Here is a 24,783-nt window from a genome sequence, read left to right on the forward strand (position 1 = left end):
TTTTTTATGCTTATTTATTTTAAAGATGCGATAAATAAAATGCAGTTAACACGAAAAATAAACCAGCGTTGATGCCAATCAGTTACCCCTTTATTGAGAGAGGAAAATAAAGAGTAACTAGAAAATTGTGTTGCAATTATTTTTTGATTTTTTGCATCACAACATTTACGAAAAAGAATAAAAAAACTGCCTAATTCACGAACGGCCTGTTGGCGGAGTGCTTTTGCTAATAACTGATCAGATTGTTTATCGGCTTCTTTTAATAGTTGTAAGATTATCTGCAAATAACTTTGTGTTCGCTTGGCTTCTTTTTGTGGGTCGGGTTTACGTGTAATCGAGTCAGGATTAGCACAGTAATAATAGAGAGGTTGGTTATCAAAACCTATCCGCTCTGCAACAAGCGCTAATTGCGTTGTCCACAAAATATCTTCATGATAAAGCCCCTCAGTAAATTGCAGTTGGTATTTTTTTATTAAGTCATGTCGGATTAATTGCAACCAAACGAAATGAGGCCATTGATGTTGAGCGACGGCATAAATGATCCACTCACTACCTTTTATGACTTTTTGATAAGGCTGTCGTTGATGGATTGGTCTTTGGTGCTTTTTAAGATCACTTGGATTGAATCGTTCGCCATTGCCAATTAAAACATCAACGTGTTGCGTAACGGCTAGTTGATACCAATGTGCGAGTAATTCAGGCTTAATAAAATCATCACTATCAAAAAAAACTATCCATTCACCTTGAGCATATTTTAACCCCGTGTTTCTTGCACTGGATAATCCTTGATTAGTTTGATGATAAAGCTTCACACGTGCATCTTTTTGACAATAAGACGTTGCGATTTCAGCACTATTATCTGTCGAGCCATCATTAATAATAATGACTTCAATATCGGTGAAAGTTTGAGTGATCACACTATCCAATAATCTCGTAATACGAGACGCTTCATTAAACATAGGAATGATGACAGAAATTTGGGGTGTTTTCACAAGATTGAGCCAATTATCAATAAATAAAGTTTTACTATCTTACCCTTTTTTTGCCTCTTCATAAGACTCAATCGCGCTTATTCGTGCTTTGGCGTGATCAACTATCGGTAATGGATAATCAAGAGGATTATTAGTTTTTGCCGCCCACTCATGAGGGGTGTGAATATATCGACTAGGCACATTGGCTAGCTCAGGAAGCCAATGACGAATAAATTCGCCATCGGGATCAAACTTACGACCTTGGGTTGTGGGATTGAAAATTCGAAAATAAGGTACTGCGTCGGTTCCTGTTGATGCGGCCCATTGCCAGCCGCCATTATTTGAAGCGAAATCACCATCAATAAGTTGGGACATAAAGTAACGTTCACCCCACCGCCAATCAATTAACAGATCTTTGACGAGAAAACTGGCGGTGAGCATCCGTAAACGGTTATGCATCCAACCTGTATGATTAAGCTGTCGCATTGCTGCATCAATAATAGGAAATCCGGTTAAACCCTGTGCCCAAGCATTAAATTCCTCTTTATCATTGCGCCAATTAATTTTTTCTGTCCAAAGCTGAAAGGCAATGTGTTTGCATAAATGGGGATTTGCCACCATTAAGTGTTGATAAAACTCTCGCCAAATTAATTCGTTAAACCAGATAAAAGCACCTGATGCACTATTTTCTAGAAAATCAGGCTCTGTTTGATATAGGCGATTAAAACATTGGCGAACAGACAGTAATCCATGAGTGAGATAAGGGGATAATCGACTTGTGCCATCAACTGCAGGAATGTCTCGCCATTTTGCATAGTGTGGGGCGCTTTCATAACAGAATTGTTTTAAGCGTTTAAGTGCTTCTTCTTCAGTGGCGATAAAAGAGGGTGAACTTGTATTTTCAAGTGAAAACAGCGGAGCTTTTAAAGGTGATACTGCTTTTTGATGTGTTCTGATCTCTGGAATAGGTAACGAAGCGTTATCTTGTGAAAAAAAGAGTCGCAAGAATGCATTTCTAAAGGGAGTAAAAACTTTATACATCTCCCCTTGTTGGGTGACTACATTACCCGGTGGAATAAACACATTGTCATGATAGGCATAAACGGTTGTCTTGTTCTCTAGTAATTCTGTCACTTTTTTATCACGGCATTGCTCATTAAAGGCATATTGGTGATTGAAAAAAAGCGCAGTAACTTGATGTTGTTGACAATAGCGCGCGACTTCATTAGCGGCATTTGAATAAGTGTCGCTAATCACTAATGTTAGTGGAATATTAAGTTGTGCCAGTGATATCGAAAGATTAAGTAATGCATCATGAATAAACGCCTGACATGACAAAGCCATATGATGGGCTCTCCATTGTTCAGGCGTAATAGTGAAAAGGGCATGCACCTGTGCGTGTTTATCTTGGCAAGCATTAAAGAGTGCTTTGTTATCCATCACTCTTAAATCATTACGAAACCAAACTAAATGAACAGGGGACGGGTGCATGTAACCTCTCTTAATCTAACTTAGGATGTTGATCGATAAGGGCTTGGCGTTTTTTCTGCAATGCTTCAATTTCCGCTTCGATATCTTCAACACGGTGTTCAATACTATCATAGTGCTCTGACAAAATTTCTTTAGCTTCTGATTTATCAGATGCTGCCGGTGTTGCTCCACGCAACGGTTTATTGGCAGTTTCAATCATCTTAATCCCCGTGATCAAACCGACAACGGCAACAATCATCAGATAATAAGCAGGCATATATAAATCACCGCTCGCTTCAACTAACCATGCAGCTACTGTTGGTGTTGCACCTGCTATTAATACGGAGATATTAAATGCGATTGCTAATGCACTATAACGAATATGAGTCGGGAATATGGCCGGTAAAATAGATGCCATTACTCCCGTAAAACAGTTAAGTAAAACCGCAAGAATTAATAATCCTAAGAAAATTAAACCGATTTCATCACTGTTAATCATCATAAACGCAGGGTAAGCAAGGACAAATAAGCCAATACTACCGCCAATAACAAAGGGTTTACGGCCAATTTTGTCACTCAATAACCCAATTACAGGTTGTACGAACAACATACCTATCATAATCGCGATGATAATCAGCACACCGTGATCTGCCGAATAGTTTAGGTTATGAGATAAATAACTCGGCATATAGGTTAATAACATATAGTAAGTGACATTAGTGGCAATCACTAAACCTACACATACGGTTAAACTTTTCCAATATTTCGATGCGATTTCACGTAATGAAACACGAGGTGGATCTTGAATAGATTTGCGGTCGTCGCTATTCATTGCATCAACATGTTGTTGGAATGCAGGTGTTTCTTCTAAAGCATGACGTAAATATAAGCCAATAAGACCTAACGGTAATGCTAAGAAGAACGGAATACGCCATCCCCATTCATGAAATGCGGCTTCACCCAAAATAGTTGAGATAAGTACAACAACACCCGCACCCATGACAAAGCCTGCGATTGAACCGAAATCTAACCAGCTTCCCATAAATCCACGTTTACGATCTGGTGAGTATTCAGCAACGAAAATTGCAGCTCCTGAATATTCACCACCAATAGAGAAGCCTTGTGCTAGCTTGGCAAGTAATAATAAGACTGGTGCCCAAATACCGATGGTTTCATACGCAGGGATAAGACCGATGGCAAACGTACTGAGTGCCATAATAATGATGGTGACAGATAAAACTTTCTGGCGACCAAATTTATCCCCTAGCATTCCAAATACAACACCGCCTAATGGTCTTATCAAGAATGGTACAGAGAAGGTGGCAAGAGCCGCGATCATCTGTACGCCAGGTGATGCTCCAGGGAAGAAGACTTGACCTAAAACGTAAGCAAGGAAGCCGTAAACACCAAAGTCAAACCATTCCATGGCATTACCTAATGCGGCAGCAGTGATGGCTTTTTTGAGCTTACTATCATCAATAATGGTTATATCATTGATTTGTAGTGGTTTGTTTCTTTTTTTCTTCATTTTCATATTAAGTGACCTTTATTAAGGTATTCGTAATTTCTTGTTATTCAATTAATTAAAAGAAATGAAGTGACTATTTGTTAGCGAGAAGAGTGAGTGATAAAAATTCACTAAAAAACAGCTTACTTCTACCAAAATTAAATAGTGATATTAAGCTAATAGATAAGAGAATATTTATTAAGTATAGATGAGATTGAATAAGATAATAGGAAGTTTTCTTTGTTGTTTTGATATAACAAAACATAGCCTCTAAGTATTAAAATGTGATCGTTATCATAACGTAATTCTGCTTTTCTGTAAAATTTATGGTGTTAGTGATTGTAAATTTAGCTTAGGTGAAATGAAAGTGTTTGCAATAAAATCGTGAAAGTAAAATTAAAATTCTATCTTAATAACATTGAGTTAGGTGGATTTATTGTTTTTTTGATTCAGGCTAACGCATTTGTATGAGTATTGTGCATAATACAAAGGTTGATAGATAAGTAGAAAATAATAACACCTTATTTTGCTTTATTATTCTTTCGAATAGTTAAAGTGAATGTGTGGATAATAGAATAGATCTCGCTATGCTTATTATAAGATTAAATCAAGATAGTATGATGAGATATCAAGACAGAGATATTAAAGATAGTTTCTCTATTACGCATATTTAGAATAAAAATTTATAAAATTAATAATTAACCGCGCATTTGTGCAGATTAACCCAGGTACCTCTATGAACATTAATCAACTGAAAAGCTTTGTTGAAGTCGTAAAAAATAATTTCAACATTACTAATGCGGCTGAAAAACTCTACACCTCTCAACCCACAATTAGTAAACAACTCAAAATATTAGAAGATGAACTCAGTGTATCTCTGTTTGTCCGTAAAAATAATAATTTATTGGCATTAAGCCCAATGGGTAAAGAAGTGCATAAAATTGCCTGTGATATTCTCGGACAAGTTGATCGTATTAAAAGTATTGTGGCTGAAGAAGATCGTAATAAAAAAGTTGATTTGCATATTGCAACAACACATACCCAAATTCGCTATTCATTGCCCAATGTTATTGACCATTTTCGTCGCTATTACCCGAATATTTCTTTGCATTTTCATCAAGGGGCTCCAGCACAGTTGGCTGAGATGGTTAAAAATGGTGATGTTGATTTTGCTATAGCAACAGAGTCTATGCACTTGTATGAAGATTTAATTACCCTACCTTGTTATCGCTGGACACGTAGTTTACTCGTTCCTTATGACCATCCTCTTGCTGAATTACAAGATGATGAACAAGTTACTATTGAACAAATGGCAGAGTATCCATTAATTACTTATGTTTTTGGTTTTACGCGAGGATCGAAGTTAGACAAGGTATTTTATAAAAATAATCTTAAGCCCAAAGTAGCATTAACAGCAACGGATACAGAGATTATTAAATATTACGTTAAGCGTCATTTAGGTATTGGTGTTATTGCAACGGCTTCTTATGATGAAACGGAAGATAGTGGAGCATTAAAATGTATAAATATCGATCATCTTGTACAACCGAGTTATACCCACATTTGTGTCAGTAAACATACTCATATGAAGGATTATATGCATGAGTTTATTTCTCTTTATGCACCACATATTGATAAAAATATTATTCAGATGCCAGAACAGTGGGAAAGCCAATGGCATAGTAAAGAGGTCTACCAAGAATTACCTGATTTACGCTCTGTGAATATCAATAATAGCGTTGCAGAATAGATAACAGAATAGAAAAAGCCCGTTGTGCGGGGGCAATAACGGGCTTTGGGCAGAATAATAAAAGATTAGCGAGTCAGAATGTTAACAAAGATCTGAGCGCCAACTAATAAACAATCATCATCGACAAAATAAGGATTAGCGTGAAGGTAATTATTAATTCCTTTCGCTTGGTTACCACTTCCTAAGAAGAACATGGCTCCGACTTTACCTTTAGTCGCATTAACCATATAGCTAAAGTCTTCACTGCCTGTCATTGGCTTACCGTTTGATTCAATATTCTCTTCAGGTAAGAATTTACGCATTGCATCTAATAAACGCTGATGTGCAGTTGGATGATTCACAACAGCAGGGTATCCGCTATAGCTTAATGTAGTTTTAAATCCACCAGCCGTACTACGAGCCACAATTTCATCAAAACTAGCTTTCAGTACTTGGTCGGTATTTTCATCCATAGAACGGATAGTACCGCGAGCTTGAACGTGGTCAGCTAATGCGTTAGGGATAGTTCCCCCATTGATCATGCCACAACCAAAGACTGCAGGGCTAAATGGATCTGTTTTTTTCGCAACAACATAATCCATATAATCAATTAGGCGAGTTGCTTCGCGAATGGCATCTAAACCTTTGTGTGGTGTTGAACCATGAGCAGAAACGCCATAAACATCTAATGTCCATGCTGAGCCATAAGATGACATCACGCCATCATTAAAGCGTACACAACCCGTTTCAATAGCTGCATCATTATGAAGTGCGTAGGTTTCATCAACGCCTTCCATACAACCCATTTCAACCATTTTTTCAGCACCAGGAACACGCATATCTTCTTCAGCCATTTGGAAAATAAAGCGGACGTTCGCGCTCATCTCTTCTTTATTTTCGGCAAGATATTTTGCACTGGTTAATGCCATGGTCATATGAGTATCGTGACCACAGTTATGCGCACAACCTTGGTGAATTGAGCTATGTTCATTATTGGTTAAGTCTGGCATTTCTAATCCGTCCATATCAGCACGGATGGCAATTAATGGAAATTCAGCATTAACAATTAAGTCAGCAGTAAAGCCGGTATATCCATCAAAAGTTTTAATTTGATAACCAAAACTTTCCATTAATTCACGACAATACTTTGATGTCTTATATTCTTCACCTGATAACTCAGGTATTTTGTGCAAGTCTTGTCGTGTTTTTTTACTAAAGTCATTTAATTGAAAGAGTTTTTCACTGACATTATAAATATTATTCATTAGATAACTCCCTGGATAGTAAATCCAATTTGCGCGACGATTGATGCTCCAAAGAAACAACATGTTGAAACAATCATGAAAATAAGAATAACTTTCCATGACATTTTCTTAAGTTCTTCTAATTGACCACCAACAGATAAACCAGCAAATGCTAATAAAGGTACACAACAAGATAAGAAAGAGACTTTACCAATCGAACTAATAAAGAAATCTCTTACTGGTGTTTCGGGTAAACAAATAAGTATTCCGATAATTGTTGCATAAGCAAATGTTGGTAAAGATGAAGGTAAATAATGTTTTGCAACGAGTGAAATAAATACCACTAATGACATAGCAATAAAGCTATCCCACATTGCATAAAGAGCGATCCCTGATGTTAACGTCTGAGTAAACATTGCCAGTAAAATAGCAACGAATACAAATTTCATATCAATAATTATATTTTTCATGCAGTTTTGCCTCTGGTGAAAATTTTATAAATTTTTTCTGAAAGAGGTAAACCTAAATAGGTTAATGACAGTGCGCCAAGTGCTGATGATAATAAGTTAGATGCAGCAGCAACACTTAATACTTGCTGTGCTAAAGCTTCATCAAGACCATTAATTAATGCACCTGATGCAGCACTTAACATTGAACCAGATCCCACGCCAGAGCCTGCGGCAAGCGCAAGTGGGTGTAACCCTGTTAATGGAGCAATACTACCTAATACACTAAACCACAAAGTACCAATAACAGAACCACATAAATAAATGGCTAATACACCAATATATTCTTGCGAGCCTGTACCAAACTTACCTTGAATAACAGCAATAGAAGGTTCACGGCTAATAGATGAACAAGCACCAATTGCACGACGACCAAATCCAAATTTAATCGCTAATGGAACTGCAATTAACACTGGTAATAAGTTTCCGAGTTCCTGAACAAATAAAGGAATGCCGACACTTAAAATCATTTTAATATTAGGAACAATCATCCCTGCATATTGAGTACCTAAAATAAGTAGGCTAAAACCTACCATTTTACCGCAGAAGCCTTCTTCTTTTTCTGTAAATAATTTACCCCATACTTTAATTTTTTTACGGGTAAATCCAGCAGATATACACATACCAATAATGACAGCAAAGAGCATTGGTAGAATAGGTATTACTGCAATGCCAATCTTAATTTCTTTTTTACCAATCACGTATTGTGAAATAAAAATTAAGAAAAGGACTGCCAGAATACTAATAAAGAAAACCTTTATCGGACTTCTACTTTTGTCCATCCGTTAATCTCCGTTGAAAAATAATCAGGCTTTATTCTAGAGGACAAAAAGCAAAAGGTAGCGTGACCAATGTCATGTTTACTTCATACCTCTTTTTCATGGGGCATGAAATAATACAATGGTGATAAATTTATTAACAAATAGAAAAAAGTTAAATTTTTGAATAAAGACAGTGAGTAAGGCTGAAATGAGTCAGCTTAATTGTTAATAAAAATGTGATGAGGAAAACCATAATTAAAAATTATTTTAATTATTAAAATAATCCTATAAACAATGTTTGTCCATTATTTATTAAATAATAATACGTTATTAATGAGATATATTCTTATTTAATGCGATTATTATAAATTTAATGAATGTATTTGGAAGTGATATTTTATTTTTACATTTTTTACCGAGACTTACTTTATCACGACAGTGACATTATAGTGATAGGTGTTATTCTTTATATTTGAGTTAGTAAAATAAATTTCTCTGTAAGCAGGTAAGGGAAAGAAATCGAAGAACACAAGGAAATAGGCTTAGCGCGCAGAGATATAATTTACCCAAAACTGAGGAAAGAGATCACCATGAGTAAGCAAACAGTTGCAACTTATATTGCTAAAGTACTCCATAATGCAGGTGTAAAACGTATTTGGGGCGTGACAGGTGATTCACTCAATGGATTAAGTGATAGCTTGCGAAAAATGGGAACAATTGAGTGGATGGGAACTCGCCATGAAGAAGTGGCCGCATTTGCTGCAGGTGCCGAAGCTGCAGTCAATGGCGAATTGGCGGTTTGTGCTGGCTCTTGTGGGCCGGGAAATTTACATCTTATCAATGGGCTTTTTGATTGCCATCGTAATCATGTACCAGTGTTAGCCATTGCTGCCCATATTCCTTCTGCTGAAATTGGTAGCAATTATTTTCAGGAGACTCATCCTCAAGAGCTTTTCCGTGAATGCAGTCATTATTGTGAATTAGTTTCGAACCCAGAGCAGATCCCGCAAGTTCTCGCTATCGCTATGCGAACCGCGATTTTGAAAAAAGGGGTGGCGGTTGTGGTTTTACCGGGTGATGTCGCGCTAAAACCCGCTCCAGAAGATGCGCCTGAAAATTGGTATCCGCTGCAGTTCCCACTGATTATGCCTAATCGCTTTGAAATCGAAAAATTATCTGATGCACTGAATAACGCAAAAAATATTACCTTAATGTGTGGTGCAGGGTGCGCTCAGGCACACGATGAAGTGATTAAATTAGCTCAAACTTTAAAAGCACCTGTTGTACATGCATTGCGAGGCAAAGAGCACATTGAGTGGAAAAATCCGTACAGTGTAGGAATGACTGGGTTAATTGGTTTTTCATCAGGTTATCATGCGATGGAAAATGCGGATACGCTGGTGCTATTAGGAACACAATTTCCTTATCGCGCGTTTTATCCATCAAAAGCCAATATTATTCAAATCGATATTAATCCAAGTAGTCTCGGTTCACATTGTCATGTCGATATGGCAATGATTGGTGATATTAAAGCAACGCTAAATGCTATACAGCCTCGTTTAAAAGAGAAAACAGATACCTCTCACCTTGATGCTTCATTGAAACATTACTCGAAAGCACGACAAGATTTGGATGCACTTGCACAACCAAGTGAACGAGAACTTATTCATCCACAATATCTAGCACGTAGATTGAGTGAGTTGGCAAATGATGATGCCATTTTTACCTGTGATGTCGGAACACCAACCGTGTGGGCGGCTCGTTATGTAGGAATGAATGGAAAACGTCGTTTGCTGGGCTCGTTTAATCATGGCTCTATGGCAAATGCGATGGCTCAAGCTATTGGTGCACAAGCATTAGATAGAAAACGCCAAGTTGTTGCAATGTGTGGCGATGGTGGATTTACTATGCTAATGGGTGATTTTATCTCGTTAGCACAAATGAATTTGCCAGTGAAAGTGGTTATTTTTAATAACAGTGTATTAGGTTTTGTGGCTATGGAGATGAAAGCGGGGGGGTATTTAACGGATGGCACAGATTTGCATAACCCTGATTTTGCAGCCATTGCTAATGCATCTGGTATCAAAGGTATTCGCGTCGAAAAAGGGGAAGATCTGGATAAGGCACTGAAAGAAGCTTTTGAACATGATGGTCCTGTGATTGTGGATGTCGTAACTGCAAAACAAGAGCTTTCTATGCCTCCTGAAATTAAGTTTGAACAGGCAAAAGGTTTTAGTTTGTATATGATGAAAGCGATTATTAATGGCCGGGGTGATGAAATTGTTCAACTCGCTAAAACCAATTGGTTACGTTAATCGCCTACCGGCAACTTGGATTATTTAGAATCTAAATTGTAGATAAATAGACCAGACCCTATCAACATAAGCCGATAGGGTTTTTTATTATTTAGCTTTCTCTGTTAAACAGAAGTTTTCAATTAATTGCCCCATTAATTCACGAGTTGGCTCAATAAAAGCCATATCAATAAACTCATCAGGCTGGTGGGCTTGTTCAATCGAACCTGGGCCTAATACTAAGGTAGGGCAGAGATCCTGAATAAATGGCGCTTCAGTACAGTAGTTCACTGTTTGCGCTTTCTCACCTAATAACTTTTCAATGACAGCAACCATTTTATGATCGGTCGGGCACTCATAACCGGGAATAGGATCGTGTAGCGCTTCAACATTTAAGCGACCCGGCCAACGTGCTTTTACGGGCGCTAATGTTTCGTGTAGTAAATCATCTAAATCTTGCAATGTAAGCCCTGGTAATGGGCGAATATCCATATGAAGTTCGCAGCAAGCACAAATTCTATTTGCTGCATCACCGCCATTAATATAACCAAAGTTCATGGTGGGATAAGGGATAACAAATGCAGGGTTGTTATAGCGCGTTTTTAGCGTATCGCGTAGTGTACTAAGATGAGTAATGGATTCATGCATTAGCTCAATCGCATTCACTCCTTTTTCGGGATCGCTAGAATGTCCTGATTGCCCCGTAATACGTATCGCATTTGATAAATGCCCTTTATGTGCACGAATAGGTTTTAGGGATGTCGGTTCGCCAATAATGGCAAAATCAGGGCGGATTGTCGTATTGGCAGCAAAATAACGTGCGCCTGCCATAGAGGTTTCTTCATCTGCGGTGGCGAGAATATAAAGAGGGTGAGTTAACGCCTTAGTGTCTATATTTCGCAATGCATCAAGAATAAAAGCAAAAAAACCTTTCATATCCGCAGTGCCTAAGCCGTATAACTTATTTTCTTTTTCTGTCAGTGTAAAAGGATCTTGTGTCCAACGACCTTCATCAAATGGCACTGTGTCAGTATGACCACAGAGTAATAATCCGCCTTTCCCTGTTCCCAATGTTGCTAAAAGGTTAAATTTTCCTCGAGTTTCAGGTACAGGTTGAATTTCAATTGAAAAACCTAATGTTTCCAACCAATTAGCAAGCAAATTAATCAGCGATTCATTGCTTTGATCGTTCTTAGCATCTGTAGCACTGATAGAGGGCGTTGCAATTAATTGACGATAAATCTCAATAAATGTAGGTAATTTAATATTCACTGTTGACAGCCTTTCTTCATAATAGTATCAATATTCATGCACTTTTTTTGAATAAAAATACATTAATCGGTTTGTGTTCATAGTACAAGGTAAGAATGACATGTTAAATACTCTGATTGTAGGAGCAAGTGGTTACACTGGCGCTGAATTAGCCGCCTATCTTCAGCAGCATCCTCATGTGAATTTGAGCAGACTGATGGTATCAGCTCAAAGTGCAGATGCAGGAAAGTGCTTTTCTGAACTTCATCCTCAATATCGTGGCTTAGTGGATCTTCCTTTAGAGCCAATGGTTGATGTTGTTAAAGCGGCTGAAAATATTGATATCGTTTTTTTAGCAACAGCCCATGAAGTCAGCCATGACATTGCCCCGATTTTTTTAGAACAAGGTTGTGTGGTGTTCGACTTATCGGGTGCTTATCGAGTACAAAACAAGCATTTTTATCAACAATACTATGGATTCGAGCATAAGAATATAGATTGGTTATCACAGGCAGTTTATGGATTAGCTGAATGGAATGCTGACGTTATCAGTCAGGCGCAATTAATTGCTGTGCCGGGCTGTTATCCAACAGTATCTCAGTTGTCTCTAAAACCGCTAGTGGAAGCGGGGCTGTTAGATACTGCGCAATGGCCAGTCATTAATGCCACCAGCGGTGTGAGTGGTGCTGGCAGAAAAGCCTCTTTAACTAGCAGTTTTTGTGAAGTGAGCTTGCAGCCTTATGGTGTGTTTACACACCGCCATCAACCTGAAATTGCAACACATCTGGGTATTGATGTCATTTTTACACCTCATCTGGGTAATTTTGCCAGAGGGATCTTAGCCACTATCACCTGTAAGTTAAAAGTGGGTGTGACACAAGAGGATGTAAGACAAGTCTTTGATGAAGCGTATCAAGACAAGCCATTGGTGCGTGTTTACGACAAAGGATTACCTGCATTAAAAGCCGTGGTAGGAACTGCATTTTGTGATATCGGGTTTGCTCAACAAGGTGAACATCTGATTGTGGTGGGTGTTGAAGATAACTTGTTAAAAGGGGCCGCAGCGCAGGCGGTGCAATGTATGAATATTCGGTTTGGTTTCGCTGAAACCGAATCACTTATTTAAATAATGAGTAGGGAAGTTTCATGGAACCATTAATTATCAAACTGGGTGGTGTACTCCTTGATAACGAAGAAGCGCTAACACGCTTTTTCACAGCATTACAACAATATCGTTCAACACACTCTCGCCCTTTGGTCATCGTACATGGTGGTGGCTGTTTGGTGGATGAATTGATGGGTAAATTGCAATTACCGGTCGTGAAAAAGCAAGGCCTGCGTGTTACACCCGCTGATCAGATAGACATCATTACAGGAGCACTGGCCGGAAGTGCCAATAAGACCTTGTTATCGTGGGCAACTCAATTTGGGCTTAATGGAGTGGGACTTTCTTTGGGTGATGGACAATTAGCGAAAGTCACTCAAATCAATGAAGAGTTAGGTCATGTAGGAAATGCAACTCCCGGCTCTCCTGATTTACTTAATTTATTACTGGGTGCGGGCTATCTACCTATTATCAGCTCTATCGGTATGACTGAGAAGGGAGAGTTGATGAATGTGAATGCAGATCAAGCCGCAACCGCTATCGCAGAAACATTGGGTGCTGATTTAGTGTTGCTTTCAGATGTCAGTGGCATTTTAGATGGTAAGGGCCAAAAGATAGCAGAGATATCAGCCGAAAAAGCACAGACATTAATTGACCAAGGCATTATTACTGACGGCATGATTGTGAAAGTAAATGCAGCGTTAGAAGCGGCAAAAACACTCGGTAAACCCGTTGAAATTGCCAGTTGGCGCCATGCTGAAAAACTAACTGCACTGTTTAATGGTGTTGCAGTAGGAACCCGTATTTTAGCTTAAAAATAACTCTAGAAATCTTATCACTATTTGATAGTTGGCTGAATTTAAACAAATTAGGAATTGAAGGTTATCACTATGACTAAAGGCATTAAGAAAATTGTACTTGCGTACTCAGGTGGATTAGATACTTCGGCGATCATTCCTTGGCTAAAAGAACATTACGATAACTGTGAAGTTGTTGCTTTTGTTGCAGATGTTGGGCAAAGCCGTGATGATTTAGTTGGCGTAGAACAAAAAGCGTTAGCGTCGGGAGCATCTGAGTGTTATGTCGTTGATTTACGTGAAGAGTTTATCAAAGACTATGTTTATCCTGTATTAAAAACAGGTGCTTTATATGAAGGTAGCTACTTATTAGGTACTTCAATGGCACGTCCTGTTATTGCTAAAGCACAGGTTGAGTTGGCATTAAAATTAGGTGCTGATGCTGTTGCTCATGGTGCAACAGGTAAAGGTAACGATCAAGTTCGTTTTGAAAGCACTTATGCGGCACTTGCTCCACAACTTAAAGTCGTCGCACCTTGGAGAGAATGGGATTTACGTTCTCGTGAAGCACTGCTGGATTATCTGAAAGTTCGTAATATTCCCACTACGGCTACACTTGAGAAAATTTATAGTCGTGATGAAAACGCATGGCATATCTCAACGGAAGGTGGTGTGTTAGAAAGTCCATGGAATGCGTCAAATGAAGATTGTTGGGCATGGACCGTCGATCCTAAGAAAGCGCCAGAGACACCAGAATTAGTCACTGTTACAGTGAAAGCAGGTGAAGTTGTCGCGGTAAACGGTAAAACACAATCACCTTTTGAATGTTTAGATACATTAAATACATTAGGTGTTAAGCACGGTATCGGACGTATTGATATTGTTGAAAACCGTTTAGTGGGAATGAAATCTCGTGGCTGCTATGAAACTCCAGGGGGCACTATCATGATGGCTGCTCTGCGTGGTGTTGAGCAACTTGTTCTTGATAGAGATGCGTTTAAATGGCGTCAACAACTTGGTTTAGAAATGTCGTATGTGGCTTATGACGGTCGTTGGTTTACGCCAATCCGAGCTTCACTACAAGCAGCTGCTGAATCGCTGGCAAAAGAGGTGAATGGCGAAGTGGTTTTAGAGCTTTATAAAGGCCATGTGAATGCCATTCAGAAAAAATCAGAAAATAGCCTGTACTCTGAGGAATTTGCAACCTTTGGTGAAGATGAAGTTTACGATCACAGTCATGCTGAAGGTTTTATCCGTTTATATTCTCTGCCATCACGTATTCGTGCGCTGAGCAAGAAATAACATCAGGCAATAGAGTGGTGCTAATAAGCATCACTCTCACTCTTTTTTATTACACAGAATAAATACAGGAAGCGATTATGGCACTCTGGGGTGGACGTTTTAGTCAGGAAGCTGATCAACGGTTTAAACAATTCAATGATTCACTGCGGTTTGATTTTCGACTGGCACAACAGGATATCTTTGGCTCAGTAGCTTGGTCTAAAGCGTTAGTCACAGTGGGCGTATTATCGCAAGATGAACAAGCTCAACTTGAGCAAGCTTTAAATGAATTATCAGAAGAAGTAACAGCAAATCCACAATCAATTTTGCAAAGTGATGCAGAAGATATTCATAGTTGGGTTGAAAGTAAGCTTATTGCTAAAGTTGGCGATTTAGGTAAAAAATTACATACAGGTCGTAGCCGTAATGATCAGGTCGCAACAGACTTAAAATTATGGTGCAAAGAAGAGGTCATTCATCTTCGCCAAGCGATTGTTCAATTACAAAAGGCTTTAGTCATTACGGCAGAACAAAATCAAAATGCGGTGATGCCGGGTTATACCCATTTACAACGCGCTCAACCAGTAACATTCGCACACTGGTGTTTGGCCTACAATGAAATGTTAGCTAGAGATGAAAGTCGTTTAGCTGATGCTTTGAAACGTTTGGATATCAGCCCACTGGGATGCGGTGCATTAGCGGGTACCGCTTATGATATCGATCGTGAACAATTAGCAGAGTGGTTAGGTTTTGCGAGTGCAACTAATAATAGCCTAGACAGTGTATCTGATCGTGATCATGTATTGGAGCTATTATCTTCCGCATCTATTGGGATGGTACATTTATCTCGTTTTGCTGAAGATTTAATTTTCTTTAATAGTGGAGAAGCAGGCTTTATTGAATTATCAGATAAAGTGACTTCAGGCTCATCATTAATGCCTCAAAAGAAAAATCCTGATGCGCTTGAGCTTATCCGTGGAAAATGTGGACGTGTTCAAGGTGCATTAACTGGCATGATGATGACCTTAAAAGGCCTGCCTTTGGCTTACAATAAAGATATGCAAGAAGATAAAGAAGGGTTATTTGATGCTATTGATACATGGTCTGATTGCTTGCATATGGCAACATTAGTTCTTGATGGCATTCAGATCCGTCGTTCTCGCTGTGAAGAAGCCGCTAAACAAGGTTATGCTAACGCTACTGAACTGGCAGATTATCTTGTTGCTAAAGGCGTGCCATTTCGTGAAGCGCACCATATTGTGGGTGAAGTGGTTGTTTGTGCGATTGAGCAAGGTAAAGCGATTGAAGAGCTTCCTCTTTCTGAATTACAGATGTTTAACGATAAAATCACGATTGATGTGTACGATATTTTATCGCTTCAATCATGTTTAGATAAGCGTCTTGCAAAAGGTGGCGTTTCTCAAAAACAGGTCACTTATGCGATAGAAAAGGCAAAAGAAACATTAAGAATGGATAAATAAAAAAGAGTTTATTTAAGACAACTTACTGTTATTCCATAAGAACAGGGGGATTATTGCCCTGTTTTTTTATTTTTAATTGCCGATAATATCTGTGTTCATCTTGAATTCTTTAGAATATAAAGTAATTAGACTTGTTTATTAAAAAATATCAAAAAAGAGAGACAGAATAACATTCGACTGATAGAAAAATTTATCAGTTGCTATATTATCTATAGACATTAACTATCAGCAATAAATGTGGGATCTGCAATGAATATCCGTGATTTGGAATATCTGGTGGCTCTAGCTGAGCATAAACATTTTCGCCGTGCGGCAGATTCTTGCCATGTGAGTCAACCAACATTAAGTGGCCAAATTCGTAAGCTTGAAGATGAACTGGGTGTAATGTTGCTTGAACGAACTAGCCGTAAGGTTCTGTTTACGCAACAAGGTTTGTTGCTGGTGGATCAAGCGAAAACCGTTCTACGTGAAGTAAAAGTGCTACAAGAAATGGCTTCATTGCAAGGTGAAAGTATGGCTGGCCCTTTACATATTGGACTTATTCCTACTGTCGGCCCTTATTTATTGCCTCATATTATTCCTGAATTGCATAAAAACTATCCTAAGTTAGAAATGTACCTTCATGAAGCACAAACTCATAGCTTATTAGCTCAACTAGATAGCGGAAAGCTCGATTGTGCAATTTTAGCAATGGTTAAAGAGAGTGCGCCGTTTATTGAAGTGCCTCTATTTGAAGAGCCAATGAAATTAGCGATTTATGAAGGACATCCGTGGCATGAACGTGAGTCTGTACCAATGGGCGATTTAGCGGGTCAGCGTTTATTGATGCTAGAAGATGGGCACTGTTTACGGGATCAAGCGTTAGGATTTTGCTTCCAGGCGGGTGCAAAAGAAGACACTCATTTTAGAGCAACGAGTTTAGAGACATTACGTAATATGGTCGCTGCGGGTAGTGGAATAACCCTATTGCCTGATTTATCAGTGCCTCAAGAGCAGAAACGTGATGGAGTTTGTTATCTAGAATGTACTGATCCCAATCCATCACGTTCTATTATTTTGGTTTATCGTCCCGGATCGCCTTTGCGTAATCGTTATGAACAGTTAGCAGAGACAATCCGTGAACATATGACCGCATTTTATGCAGAAAAACAGAGTGCATTAAAATAAGCGGTTTAAACCATTAAGTGCAGCAACACGATAGGCTTCTGCCATTGTTGGATAGTTGAAGGTCGTATTAACGAAATATTCGATAGTATTACCTTCACCTTTTTGTTCCATAATTGCTTGGCCAATATGAATAATTTCTGCTGCGCGTTCGCCGAAGCAGTGAATACCTAAAATTTGCTTGGTTTCACGGTGGAAGAGAATTTTCAAACTCCCTACATTCATACCTGCTATTTGTGCTCTTGCCAGATGTTTAAACTGAGAACGGCCCACTTCATAAGGGATTTTCATTGCAGTGAGTTGTTGCTCTGTTTTACCTACAGAACTAATTTCAGGAATGGTGTAGATCCCAGTTGGAATATCCTCAATCAAGTGTGTTTCTGATTTTCCCGCTGTGATTGCCAAAGCCGCAATACGACCTTGATCATAAGCAGCTGAAGCCAGACTTGGATAACCAATGACATCCCCTACGGCATAAATGTGTTCACAACTAGTTTGGTAATGGGCGTTAACAGAAATGAGCCCACGACTATCTGTTTTAATGCCCACATTTTCTAAGCCCAGCAGATCCGTATTTCCTGTTCGGCCATTTGCGTAGAGTAGGCAATCTGCTTTGACTTTTTTACCTGATTTTAGGTGAACAATAACACCATCATCGACGCCTTCAATGCTTTCGTATTCTTCATTATGACGAATAACAATGCCGTTATTCCAGAAGTGATAAGAAAGTGCATCAGACATCTCTTGATCAAGGAAAGACAAGAGGTGATCACGAGTGTTGATTAAGTCTACTTTTACTCTTAATCCTCTAAAGATAGAGGCATATTCACAACCAATGACACCCGCGCCATAAATAATGACATGGTGAGGTTCATGCTCTAAATCAAGTATAGTGTCACTGTTATAAATACGAGAATGAGAGAAATCGACATCAGGTGGGCAGTAAGGGCGAGAGCCCGTTGCAATAATAAAGCTATCAGCAGAGAGAATATCGCAAGTACCATCAGGGTAACGTACGCTGATCCTGTGCTCGTCAATAAATGCTGCTTCACCCGAATACATTGTACAGTTATTACGTTCGTAGAAACCTTGACGCATTTTAGTCTGCTGACTAATCACGGTGCTGGCTTGACGAAGTATTTGAGAAAAAGAGGAGTTAATAAGACGAGATTGGTCGCTATAAAGTGGGTTTTGATTAAACTCGATAATGCGACTTACTGCATGGCGTAGGGCTTTGGAGGGAATAGTGCCCCAATGCGTACAACCACCACCAACTTTGTTATAACGTTCTATAACTGCGACGCGTTTTCCTTGTTTCACAAGCCCCATGGCCGCGCCTTCACCGCCAGGACCTGAACCGATAACAATGGCATCGAAATGAGAATGTTGCATAGGAAGAGACCTGTTTTATACAAACCGACAACGCTATATTAACATTAGAATGAATAATAGCCCAATTGACATTAAGGGCATTAGTCACACTTTGTTGAGTTTTTATGAGAATGTGTCTTTAGAGATGATTGTACGCACTGCTTTTTTAACAAAGTTTGATATATTGAGCATAAACCAAATTAGGATTATCAGGATTTCTGTGAGTAATAATATTGGCATCAGAGCTAAACAAAAAGAAAAAACTCGTCGCTCTTTAATTGAAGCTGCTTTTAGCCAACTGAGTGCTGAACGTAGCTTTACCAGCTTAAGCTTACGAGAAGTAGCTAGAGAAGCCGGTATTGCGCCTACCTCATTTTATCGCCATTTTAAAGATGTGGATGAACTTGGGCTGACAATGGTTGATGAAAGTGGATTGATGTTACGCCAACTGATGCGACAAGCACGTCAACGCATTGCGAAAGGTGGCAGTGTTATCAGAACATCAGTAGCTACTTTTATGGAATTCATTGGCAATAATCCTAATGCATTTCGATTACTATTACGTGAGCGTTCTGGGACTTCGGCGGAATTTCGTGCCGCAGTCGCACGAGAGATCCAACATTTTATTGCAGAACTGGCAGACTACCTTGAGCAAGAAAGTCATATGCCACGTTATTTTACAGAAATGCAATCTGAAGCAATGGTCACTATTGTATTTAGTGCAGGCGCAGAAGCACTGGATATTGATATTGAAAAGCGTCAACAATTAGAAGAAAGATTAGTTTTACAACTGCGTATGATTGCTAAAGGTGCTTATTATTGGTATCGACGCGAGCAAGAGACGCAAACACCTCTACAAGATAACCCAGAAATAAAGAAAAAAACGCATCAGAAAGGAGACAAATGATGGAACAAAATCGCTGTGAAAAAAGCACGCTATTACTTGCCACAGTCATTGGTGTCGCTTTACATGGTACTTATTCGAGTTTTTTTAATCCATTTATTGAGACGTGGTCAGTTTTCCCACTAATCAGTTTAATCTTGGCAGTTTATTGTTTATATCAGCGTTATTTAAATCAGCCTATGACCGATGGTATGCCTAAGCTGATTTTTTCATTCTTTTTATTAGGCCTATTCGGTTATAACGCTTACACCAGAACTGCTAATCCTGAATGGGGTTCAAACTTTTTCTCTTCTGTTTGTATTGTTATTGTTGCGTTGTGGATTTATCGTCAATTTAAACAGCGCCAACGCTTACGTCTACAGGCCGAAGAAGCTGAAAGAGCATCACAAGCAGAACAGTACTAGTCTGTACTAATCTCTTTGTTGTAAACACAGCGAAATTTTGACACCAGCAAGTTATCTTGCTGGTGTTTTTGTTTTTATTCAGGTTATTAAAGGATTTTTTACTCTAAGAAGAGAAATAAACAGTTATCTTTTTTCTAATAACACACCACATTCCATATGATGGGTGTATGGGAATTGATCGAATAAAGCTAATTTACTGATTTTATGTGTTTTTATTAGGGTCTCTAAATTTTGACACAGTGTTTCTGGGTTACAAGAGATGTATAAAATGCTAGGATAAGTTTTAACCAGCTCTACAGTTTTCTCATCTAAACCACTGCGAGGTGGATCGACAAAAATGGTTTCACATTGGTAATCTTTTAAATCAATCCCTTCTAGACGTTTAAATTCTCTTACTCCATTCATTGCTTGCGTAAAATCTTCTGCAGACATACGAATAATTTTTACATTATCAATGTGGTTCATTGCTATGTTGTATTGCGCCGCATGAACAGATGGTTTTGCAATTTCTGTTGCCAGTACACGCTCAAAATTACGTGCGAGCGCTAATGAAAAGTTGCCATTACCACAATATAATTCAAGCAGATCACCTTTCGCGTTTTCTGTTGCCTTTAATGCCCATTCCAACATTTTAATATTGACCTGAGCATTAGGTTGCGTGAAGCTATTTTCAACTTGGCGATAAATCATCTCTTTACCCGCGACAGGTAACACTTCATCAATAAAATCGTTGTCGAGCATAATTTTTGTTTTATATGCACGGCCGATTAACTGCACATCAAAGCCTTGAGCAATTAAGGTCTGGCGTAATGCTTGTGCTTCTTGTTGCCAAGTTTCATCAATTTTCTTGTGATACAGCAAAGAGACAATAATTTTATTACTTAACGTAGAAAGATAATCAATTTGAAATAGTTTCTTTCTGAGTGTTGGCTTGTCTTTTATTTCTGCCAATAAGGCAACCATCATTTTATTAATAAGTTGGCTGGCAACGGGAAATTGGTCAACACGAATACGCTGCTTAGTCTCTTGGTTAAACATAATATGATAGAGAGAATCTTCTTCATGCCAGATACGGAATTCCGCACGCATACGATAATGCTGTTCTGGTGATGAAAAAACCTCTGCTTCAGGCGCATTGAAAGGAGCCATCATCGTTTGTAGGCGTTGTGTTTTTTCATTCAGTTGAGACTGATATGTTTGCGTTGGTAATGAATTCTGCATGGTATCTCGCCTTTTTTTGGCAGTAATAAAGTTAAGCGAGCGAAATTGTAGAGATCCTCATGAAGATGTCCAGTATTCTTCATGTTCAATTTCTGGACTCAGTGAAGTTGAAATCGTAGCATAGCTGTTCGGCCTCCTTTATAGGAGTGAAAAGGGAATCTGGTGCAAAGCCAGAACTGACGCGCAGCGGTAATAGGATCAAGGATAATAAAAGACACTGCAAAGCACTCATAAGTGCGGTGGGAAGTCATTATCTTAAATACACAAAATTGTTTATTTAACCTAGAGTCCGAAGACCTGCCGAAGACCTGTCGCATCTTAAATTAAATACGCGCTTTATTTAATTTTGGCGGCATCCTGCTACTTATTCTGTTGGATGCAGATTTTCATGAATAATAAAAAAGTTTTCTTTATTTCAAGTATAGCTTTGAGTGTAATGGTGAGCAGTTTTAGTGCATTTGCTAATAACAACGATACATTAAGTGTGACTGCAAACCGCTTTCAAGAGCCGAACTCTTCTATTTTAGCGCCTATCACCGTTGTTGAACGTGAACAGATTGATCGCTGGCAGAGTAATAGTGTGATTGATGTATTACGTAGAATGCCGGGTATTGATGTGGGACAAAATGGTGGAATAGGGCAGATGAGCTCTATTTATGTGCGTGGCGCTGAATCTCGACATGTACTTATCTTAGTGGATGGTGTGCGTTTAAATCAGGCTAATGTGTCTGGCAGCTCCGATATTAGCCAAATTCCCCTTTCTCTTGTTCAACGAATTGAATATATAAGAGGGCCTCGTTCTTCTGTTTATGGTTCCGATGCAATTGGTGGTGTGATTAATATCCTCACAGAAAGAAAAACGGAAGGAGGAACGCTTAACGCCACAATGGGTTCTCATGGCTATCAAGAATATGATGGATCTATAAAACAGAAAGTCGGGGATAGAACGACATTAACGGCAGCAGGCAGTTATCTCTATACCAAAGGCTATGATGTAGAAGCAAATGGGAATACAGGTGGGCATCCACAACCTGATCGCGATGGTTTTATGAATAAATCGTTGTGGTTAGGGGCCAATCACGATATTAACGATAATGTTTCTATATATGCACGTGCTTATGGTTTTGATAATCGTACCGCTTATGATGCTTATTATGACAGTTATAATGATATCTTAACGGATACAAGAGCACTATTCAGCCGCACCTATGATGGTGGCGTGAAATTTAATCGCGATAACTACTCTTCTTCTTTAAATACCAGTTATAACTACACCAAAGATTATGATTATGATCCTCGTTATGGTCGTTATGGTAAAGGAAGCCGTTTTACTAACTCTGAACAATATAATGTGCAGTGGGGAAATCACCTTTTATTAGGTAATGGCAGTGTCGGTGGCGGTATAGATTGGCAACGTCAATCTATAAAAGCCGGCTCTAACGGATTCCCTAATAAAGAACACTTTGACAATACCGGCTTATATCTCACAGGACAGCAAAAGTTAGGTACTGTTATCGCTGAAGCGTCTGTGCGTTCTGATAATCACTCAGAATATGGTTGGCATACCACTTGGCAAACGAATTTAGGTTGGGAATTTGTTGAGGGCTATCGTGTCATTGGGGGATATGGTACTGCATTTAAAGCGCCGACCTTGATGCAACTTTATAGTGAGTGGGGAAGTAACCCTGATCTGCAACCTGAAAAGAGCAAACAGTGGGAAGGTGGCTTTGAAGGATTAACGGGGCCGTTAGCATGGCGAGTCACTGTGTATCGCAATGATATTGATTCTTTGATCCAAGGTGAATCTAACTATCCATATCGTAATTACAATGTTGGAAAGGCATTAATTAAAGGTGCCGAATTTACAGGGGAAATGGATACATGGTTTTTCCATCATACCTTTAATTACCAATATATAGATGCAAGAAATAAAGAAACGCACCAACGTCTTGACCGTCGTGCTCGTCAACAGTTGAAATATCAACTTGATTGGCAAGTTGAGAAACTCGATATGGGAGTGACTTACCAATATATTGGTCAGCGCACGGATAAAGATTACGGCACGTATGAGAATGTTTCTTTAGGTGGAGTGAGTCTTTGGGACTTAACTGCGTCATATCCTATTACATCACATCTATCGATTCGTGGTAGAATAGCTAACCTGTTTGATAAAGATTATGAGACAGCTTATGGCTATCACACACCAGGGCGTGAATACTTCCTCACAGGAAGCTACAACTTCTGATGCACAACTTACCGCTAACCCTACTGTATTAGTTTTTGATTCAGGGGTTGGCGGTTTATCTGTTTATCGTGAGATCCGTGAAAAATTACCGGATGCTCACTATATCTATGTTTTCGATAATGAAGCTTTCCCTTATGGGGAAAAATCCCAAGAGTTTATTATTGACCGTGTTGTTCGTATCGTTAGTGTGGTTGCTGAAAAGCATGATCTTGCGGCAATTGTTATTGCCTGTAATACAGCCAGTACTGTAAGCCTTCCTGCTTTGCGCGCTAAGTTTACCGATATTCCTATTGTGGGAGTTGTACCCGCCATCAAGCCCGCTGCAAAATTAACGTGTAATGGTGTAGTTGGATTATTAGCGACGAGAGCAACCGTTAAACGGCCTTATACCCATGAACTGATAGAACGCTTTGCAACTGATTGCAAAGTTCACTCTTTAGGTTCGGCCGAGCTGGTGGAATTAGCTGAAAAGAAATTGCACGGTGAAAAAGTCTCTCTAGATGAGCTACGTAAGATTTTAGCACCTTGGCTAAAAATGAAAGAGCCACCCGATACTGTAGTATTAGGTTGTACGCATTTCCCTTTATTAGCAGAAGAACTACTTTCAGTTTTACCTGATGGTACTCGAATTATTGATTCTGGTGCTGCAATTGCACGAAGAACTGCGTGGTTGGTCGTAAATCAAGCGAAAATTAAGGGGTCAAATGAAATTAGCTTCGCTTATTGTCTAAAAGAAGATGAGAATAGCGAATTACTAAAACCTATTTTAGCGAGCTTTGGCTTTGGATCGCTCAGAAAACTGGCGCTTTAAGTGCAATTTGATGGAAAATTCAACGGTCAGTAAAAAAACTCAAAAAAAGTGTTGCCAGCTTCACAAAACTCCCTATAATGCGCCCTCGTTGTCACGGCAAACCACGCTAAGTGAGTTAGCCGAGAGGACAAAGAAAAAAGTGAAAAGCCTTGAAAATAAACGCTTGACACTGAATGAGGAAGATGTAGAATACGCCTCCTCGCAACAACGCAGAAGACCGGAAACGGCAGCGAATGTTGCACTGCTCTTTAACAAATTATCAGACA

At 39.0% G+C, this 24,783-nt stretch carries 21 protein-coding genes and 1 riboswitch; of the genes, 12 read left to right on the plus strand and 9 right to left on the minus strand.

Annotated elements, in window-relative coordinates:
* Positions 1–14 precede the first annotated feature (14 nt).
* The 3 genes from ABN080_RS16210 to proP are packed head-to-tail and all read right to left on the minus strand — an operon-like array spanning position 15 to position 3,975.
* A complete protein-coding gene (locus ABN080_RS16210; RefSeq protein ID WP_349441517.1) occupies positions 15–992 on the minus strand; it encodes a glycosyltransferase in 978 nt (325 codons plus the stop codon).
* Between the two features lie 39 nt (positions 993–1,031).
* Positions 1,032–2,462, minus strand: a complete 1,431-nt coding sequence (gene phrB / locus ABN080_RS16215; protein WP_349441518.1) for a deoxyribodipyrimidine photo-lyase — start codon at positions 2,460–2,462, stop codon at positions 1,032–1,034.
* Positions 2,463–2,472: 10 nt separating this feature from the next.
* Positions 2,473–3,975: a glycine betaine/L-proline transporter ProP gene (proP, locus tag ABN080_RS16220; RefSeq protein WP_196554598.1), complete on the minus strand. Its 1,503-nt coding sequence runs from the start codon at positions 3,973–3,975 to the stop codon at positions 2,473–2,475.
* A 709-nt stretch (positions 3,976–4,684) separates the two neighbouring features.
* Here proP and ABN080_RS16225 point away from each other — a divergent pair.
* Positions 4,685–5,698 (plus strand): LysR substrate-binding domain-containing protein, encoded by a 1,014-nt coding sequence (locus tag ABN080_RS16225; RefSeq protein WP_072070616.1) that lies wholly within the window; start codon positions 4,685–4,687, stop codon positions 5,696–5,698.
* Between the two features lie 65 nt (positions 5,699–5,763).
* Here the strand turns inward: ABN080_RS16225 and ABN080_RS16230 are convergent, their stop codons facing one another.
* The 3 genes from ABN080_RS16230 to ABN080_RS16240 are packed head-to-tail and all read right to left on the minus strand — an operon-like array spanning position 5,764 to position 8,209.
* Positions 5,764–6,942: a M20 metallopeptidase family protein gene (locus tag ABN080_RS16230; RefSeq protein WP_164525835.1), complete on the minus strand. Its 1,179-nt coding sequence runs from the start codon at positions 6,940–6,942 to the stop codon at positions 5,764–5,766.
* Complete coding sequence (locus ABN080_RS16235) at positions 6,942–7,391, minus strand: hypothetical protein (RefSeq protein ID WP_006534124.1); 450 nt, start codon at positions 7,389–7,391, stop codon at positions 6,942–6,944. Before ABN080_RS16235 ends, ABN080_RS16230 begins: the two co-directional genes overlap by 1 nt.
* Complete coding sequence (locus ABN080_RS16240) at positions 7,388–8,209, minus strand: DUF3100 domain-containing protein (protein WP_023583450.1); 822 nt, start codon at positions 8,207–8,209, stop codon at positions 7,388–7,390. The genes ABN080_RS16235 and ABN080_RS16240 overlap by 4 nt, the downstream gene beginning before the upstream one ends.
* Before the next feature lie 569 nt (positions 8,210–8,778).
* Here ABN080_RS16240 and poxB point away from each other — a divergent pair.
* Positions 8,779–10,503, plus strand: coding sequence for a ubiquinone-dependent pyruvate dehydrogenase (poxB, locus tag ABN080_RS16245; RefSeq protein ID WP_340894632.1), 1,725 nt, complete (start codon positions 8,779–8,781; stop codon positions 10,501–10,503).
* Between the two features lie 87 nt (positions 10,504–10,590).
* Here poxB and argE read toward each other — a convergent pair whose 3' ends face one another.
* Positions 10,591–11,754, minus strand: a complete 1,164-nt coding sequence (gene argE / locus ABN080_RS16250) for an acetylornithine deacetylase (protein WP_197269679.1) — start codon at positions 11,752–11,754, stop codon at positions 10,591–10,593.
* 100 nt (positions 11,755–11,854) lie between these two features.
* Between argE and argC the strand changes: the two genes are divergently transcribed.
* From argC to oxyR, 5 genes are all read left to right on the plus strand, one after another.
* Entirely contained in the window at positions 11,855–12,859 is a 1,005-nt protein-coding gene (gene argC / locus ABN080_RS16255; RefSeq protein ID WP_340894635.1) for an N-acetyl-gamma-glutamyl-phosphate reductase, read from the plus strand.
* A 20-nt stretch (positions 12,860–12,879) separates the two neighbouring features.
* Positions 12,880–13,653: an acetylglutamate kinase gene (gene argB / locus ABN080_RS16260; protein ID WP_196554594.1), complete on the plus strand. Its 774-nt coding sequence runs from the start codon at positions 12,880–12,882 to the stop codon at positions 13,651–13,653.
* Positions 13,654–13,728: 75 nt separating this feature from the next.
* Entirely contained in the window at positions 13,729–14,937 is a 1,209-nt protein-coding gene (locus tag ABN080_RS16265; protein WP_196554593.1) for an argininosuccinate synthase, read from the plus strand.
* A gap of 77 nt (positions 14,938–15,014) precedes the next feature.
* Entirely contained in the window at positions 15,015–16,397 is a 1,383-nt protein-coding gene (gene argH / locus ABN080_RS16270; protein ID WP_349441519.1) for an argininosuccinate lyase, read from the plus strand.
* A gap of 249 nt (positions 16,398–16,646) precedes the next feature.
* Positions 16,647–17,564 (plus strand): DNA-binding transcriptional regulator OxyR, encoded by a 918-nt coding sequence (gene oxyR / locus ABN080_RS16275; protein ID WP_072070607.1) that lies wholly within the window; start codon positions 16,647–16,649, stop codon positions 17,562–17,564.
* Here oxyR and sthA read toward each other — a convergent pair.
* The gene (gene sthA / locus ABN080_RS16280) at positions 17,556–18,953 is read right to left on the minus strand and encodes a Si-specific NAD(P)(+) transhydrogenase (protein ID WP_349441520.1); all 1,398 of its coding nucleotides are present in this window, start codon (positions 18,951–18,953) and stop codon (positions 17,556–17,558) included. The genes oxyR and sthA overlap by 9 nt on opposite strands.
* A gap of 199 nt (positions 18,954–19,152) precedes the next feature.
* Between sthA and fabR the strand changes: the two genes are divergently transcribed.
* Positions 19,153–19,839, plus strand: a complete 687-nt coding sequence (fabR, locus tag ABN080_RS16285; protein WP_072070605.1) for an HTH-type transcriptional repressor FabR — start codon at positions 19,153–19,155, stop codon at positions 19,837–19,839.
* Complete coding sequence (locus ABN080_RS16290) at positions 19,839–20,240, plus strand: YijD family membrane protein (protein ID WP_072070604.1); 402 nt, start codon at positions 19,839–19,841, stop codon at positions 20,238–20,240. Before fabR ends, ABN080_RS16290 begins: the two co-directional genes overlap by 1 nt.
* A 123-nt stretch (positions 20,241–20,363) precedes the next feature.
* On the opposite strand, the gene trmA is transcribed toward ABN080_RS16290, so the two are convergent.
* A complete protein-coding gene (trmA, locus tag ABN080_RS16295; protein WP_196554590.1) occupies positions 20,364–21,461 on the minus strand; it encodes a tRNA (uridine(54)-C5)-methyltransferase TrmA in 1,098 nt (365 codons plus the stop codon).
* Between the two features lie 112 nt (positions 21,462–21,573).
* Positions 21,574–21,780, plus strand: a riboswitch (cobalamin riboswitch).
* A gap of 69 nt (positions 21,781–21,849) precedes the next feature.
* On the opposite strand from trmA, the gene btuB reads away from it, so the two are divergent.
* The 3 genes from btuB to ABN080_RS16310 form a co-directional block, all read left to right on the plus strand.
* Entirely contained in the window at positions 21,850–23,706 is a 1,857-nt protein-coding gene (gene btuB / locus ABN080_RS16300) for a TonB-dependent vitamin B12 receptor BtuB (protein WP_349441521.1), read from the plus strand.
* Entirely contained in the window at positions 23,651–24,517 is an 867-nt protein-coding gene (murI, locus tag ABN080_RS16305) for a glutamate racemase (RefSeq protein WP_349441522.1), read from the plus strand. The genes btuB and murI overlap by 56 nt, the downstream gene beginning before the upstream one ends.
* A gap of 10 nt (positions 24,518–24,527) precedes the next feature.
* Positions 24,528–24,783, plus strand: a 256-nt coding sequence (locus ABN080_RS16310; RefSeq protein ID WP_349441523.1) for a hypothetical protein, incomplete at its 3' end; no start/stop codon positions are given.

The organism is Proteus sp. fly-1089, from assembly GCF_040138965.1.
GTDB classification, from domain to species: Bacteria; Pseudomonadota; Gammaproteobacteria; order Enterobacterales; family Enterobacteriaceae; genus Proteus; species Proteus vulgaris_B.

Excerpts from the sequence above, each read along its gene's own strand:
- oxyR (WP_072070607.1), top strand. The coding sequence starts at position 16,647 with ATGAATATCCGTGATTTGGAATATCTGGTGGCTCTAGCTGAGCATAAA.
- argC (WP_340894635.1), top strand. The coding sequence starts at position 11,855 with ATGTTAAATACTCTGATTGTAGGAGCAAGTGGTTACACTGGCGCTGAA.
- ABN080_RS16290 (WP_072070604.1), top strand. The coding sequence starts at position 19,839 with ATGGAACAAAATCGCTGTGAAAAAAGCACGCTATTACTTGCCACAGTC.
- phrB (WP_349441518.1), bottom strand. The coding sequence starts at position 2,462 with ATGCACCCGTCCCCTGTTCATTTAGTTTGGTTTCGTAATGATTTAAGA.
- proP (WP_196554598.1), bottom strand. The coding sequence starts at position 3,975 with ATGAAAATGAAGAAAAAAAGAAACAAACCACTACAAATCAATGATATA.
- ABN080_RS16235 (WP_006534124.1), bottom strand. The coding sequence starts at position 7,391 with ATGAAAAATATAATTATTGATATGAAATTTGTATTCGTTGCTATTTTA.
- argB (WP_196554594.1), top strand. The coding sequence starts at position 12,880 with ATGGAACCATTAATTATCAAACTGGGTGGTGTACTCCTTGATAACGAA.
- argH (WP_349441519.1), top strand. The coding sequence starts at position 15,015 with ATGGCACTCTGGGGTGGACGTTTTAGTCAGGAAGCTGATCAACGGTTT.
- ABN080_RS16230 (WP_164525835.1), bottom strand. The coding sequence starts at position 6,942 with ATGAATAATATTTATAATGTCAGTGAAAAACTCTTTCAATTAAATGAC.
- murI (WP_349441522.1), top strand. The coding sequence starts at position 23,651 with ATGGCTATCACACACCAGGGCGTGAATACTTCCTCACAGGAAGCTACA.
- ABN080_RS16265 (WP_196554593.1), top strand. The coding sequence starts at position 13,729 with ATGACTAAAGGCATTAAGAAAATTGTACTTGCGTACTCAGGTGGATTA.
- ABN080_RS16240 (WP_023583450.1), bottom strand. The coding sequence starts at position 8,209 with ATGGACAAAAGTAGAAGTCCGATAAAGGTTTTCTTTATTAGTATTCTG.
- btuB (WP_349441521.1), top strand. The coding sequence starts at position 21,850 with ATGAATAATAAAAAAGTTTTCTTTATTTCAAGTATAGCTTTGAGTGTA.
- trmA (WP_196554590.1), bottom strand. The coding sequence starts at position 21,461 with ATGCAGAATTCATTACCAACGCAAACATATCAGTCTCAACTGAATGAA.
- ABN080_RS16225 (WP_072070616.1), top strand. The coding sequence starts at position 4,685 with ATGAACATTAATCAACTGAAAAGCTTTGTTGAAGTCGTAAAAAATAAT.
- sthA (WP_349441520.1), bottom strand. The coding sequence starts at position 18,953 with ATGCAACATTCTCATTTCGATGCCATTGTTATCGGTTCAGGTCCTGGC.
- poxB (WP_340894632.1), top strand. The coding sequence starts at position 8,779 with ATGAGTAAGCAAACAGTTGCAACTTATATTGCTAAAGTACTCCATAAT.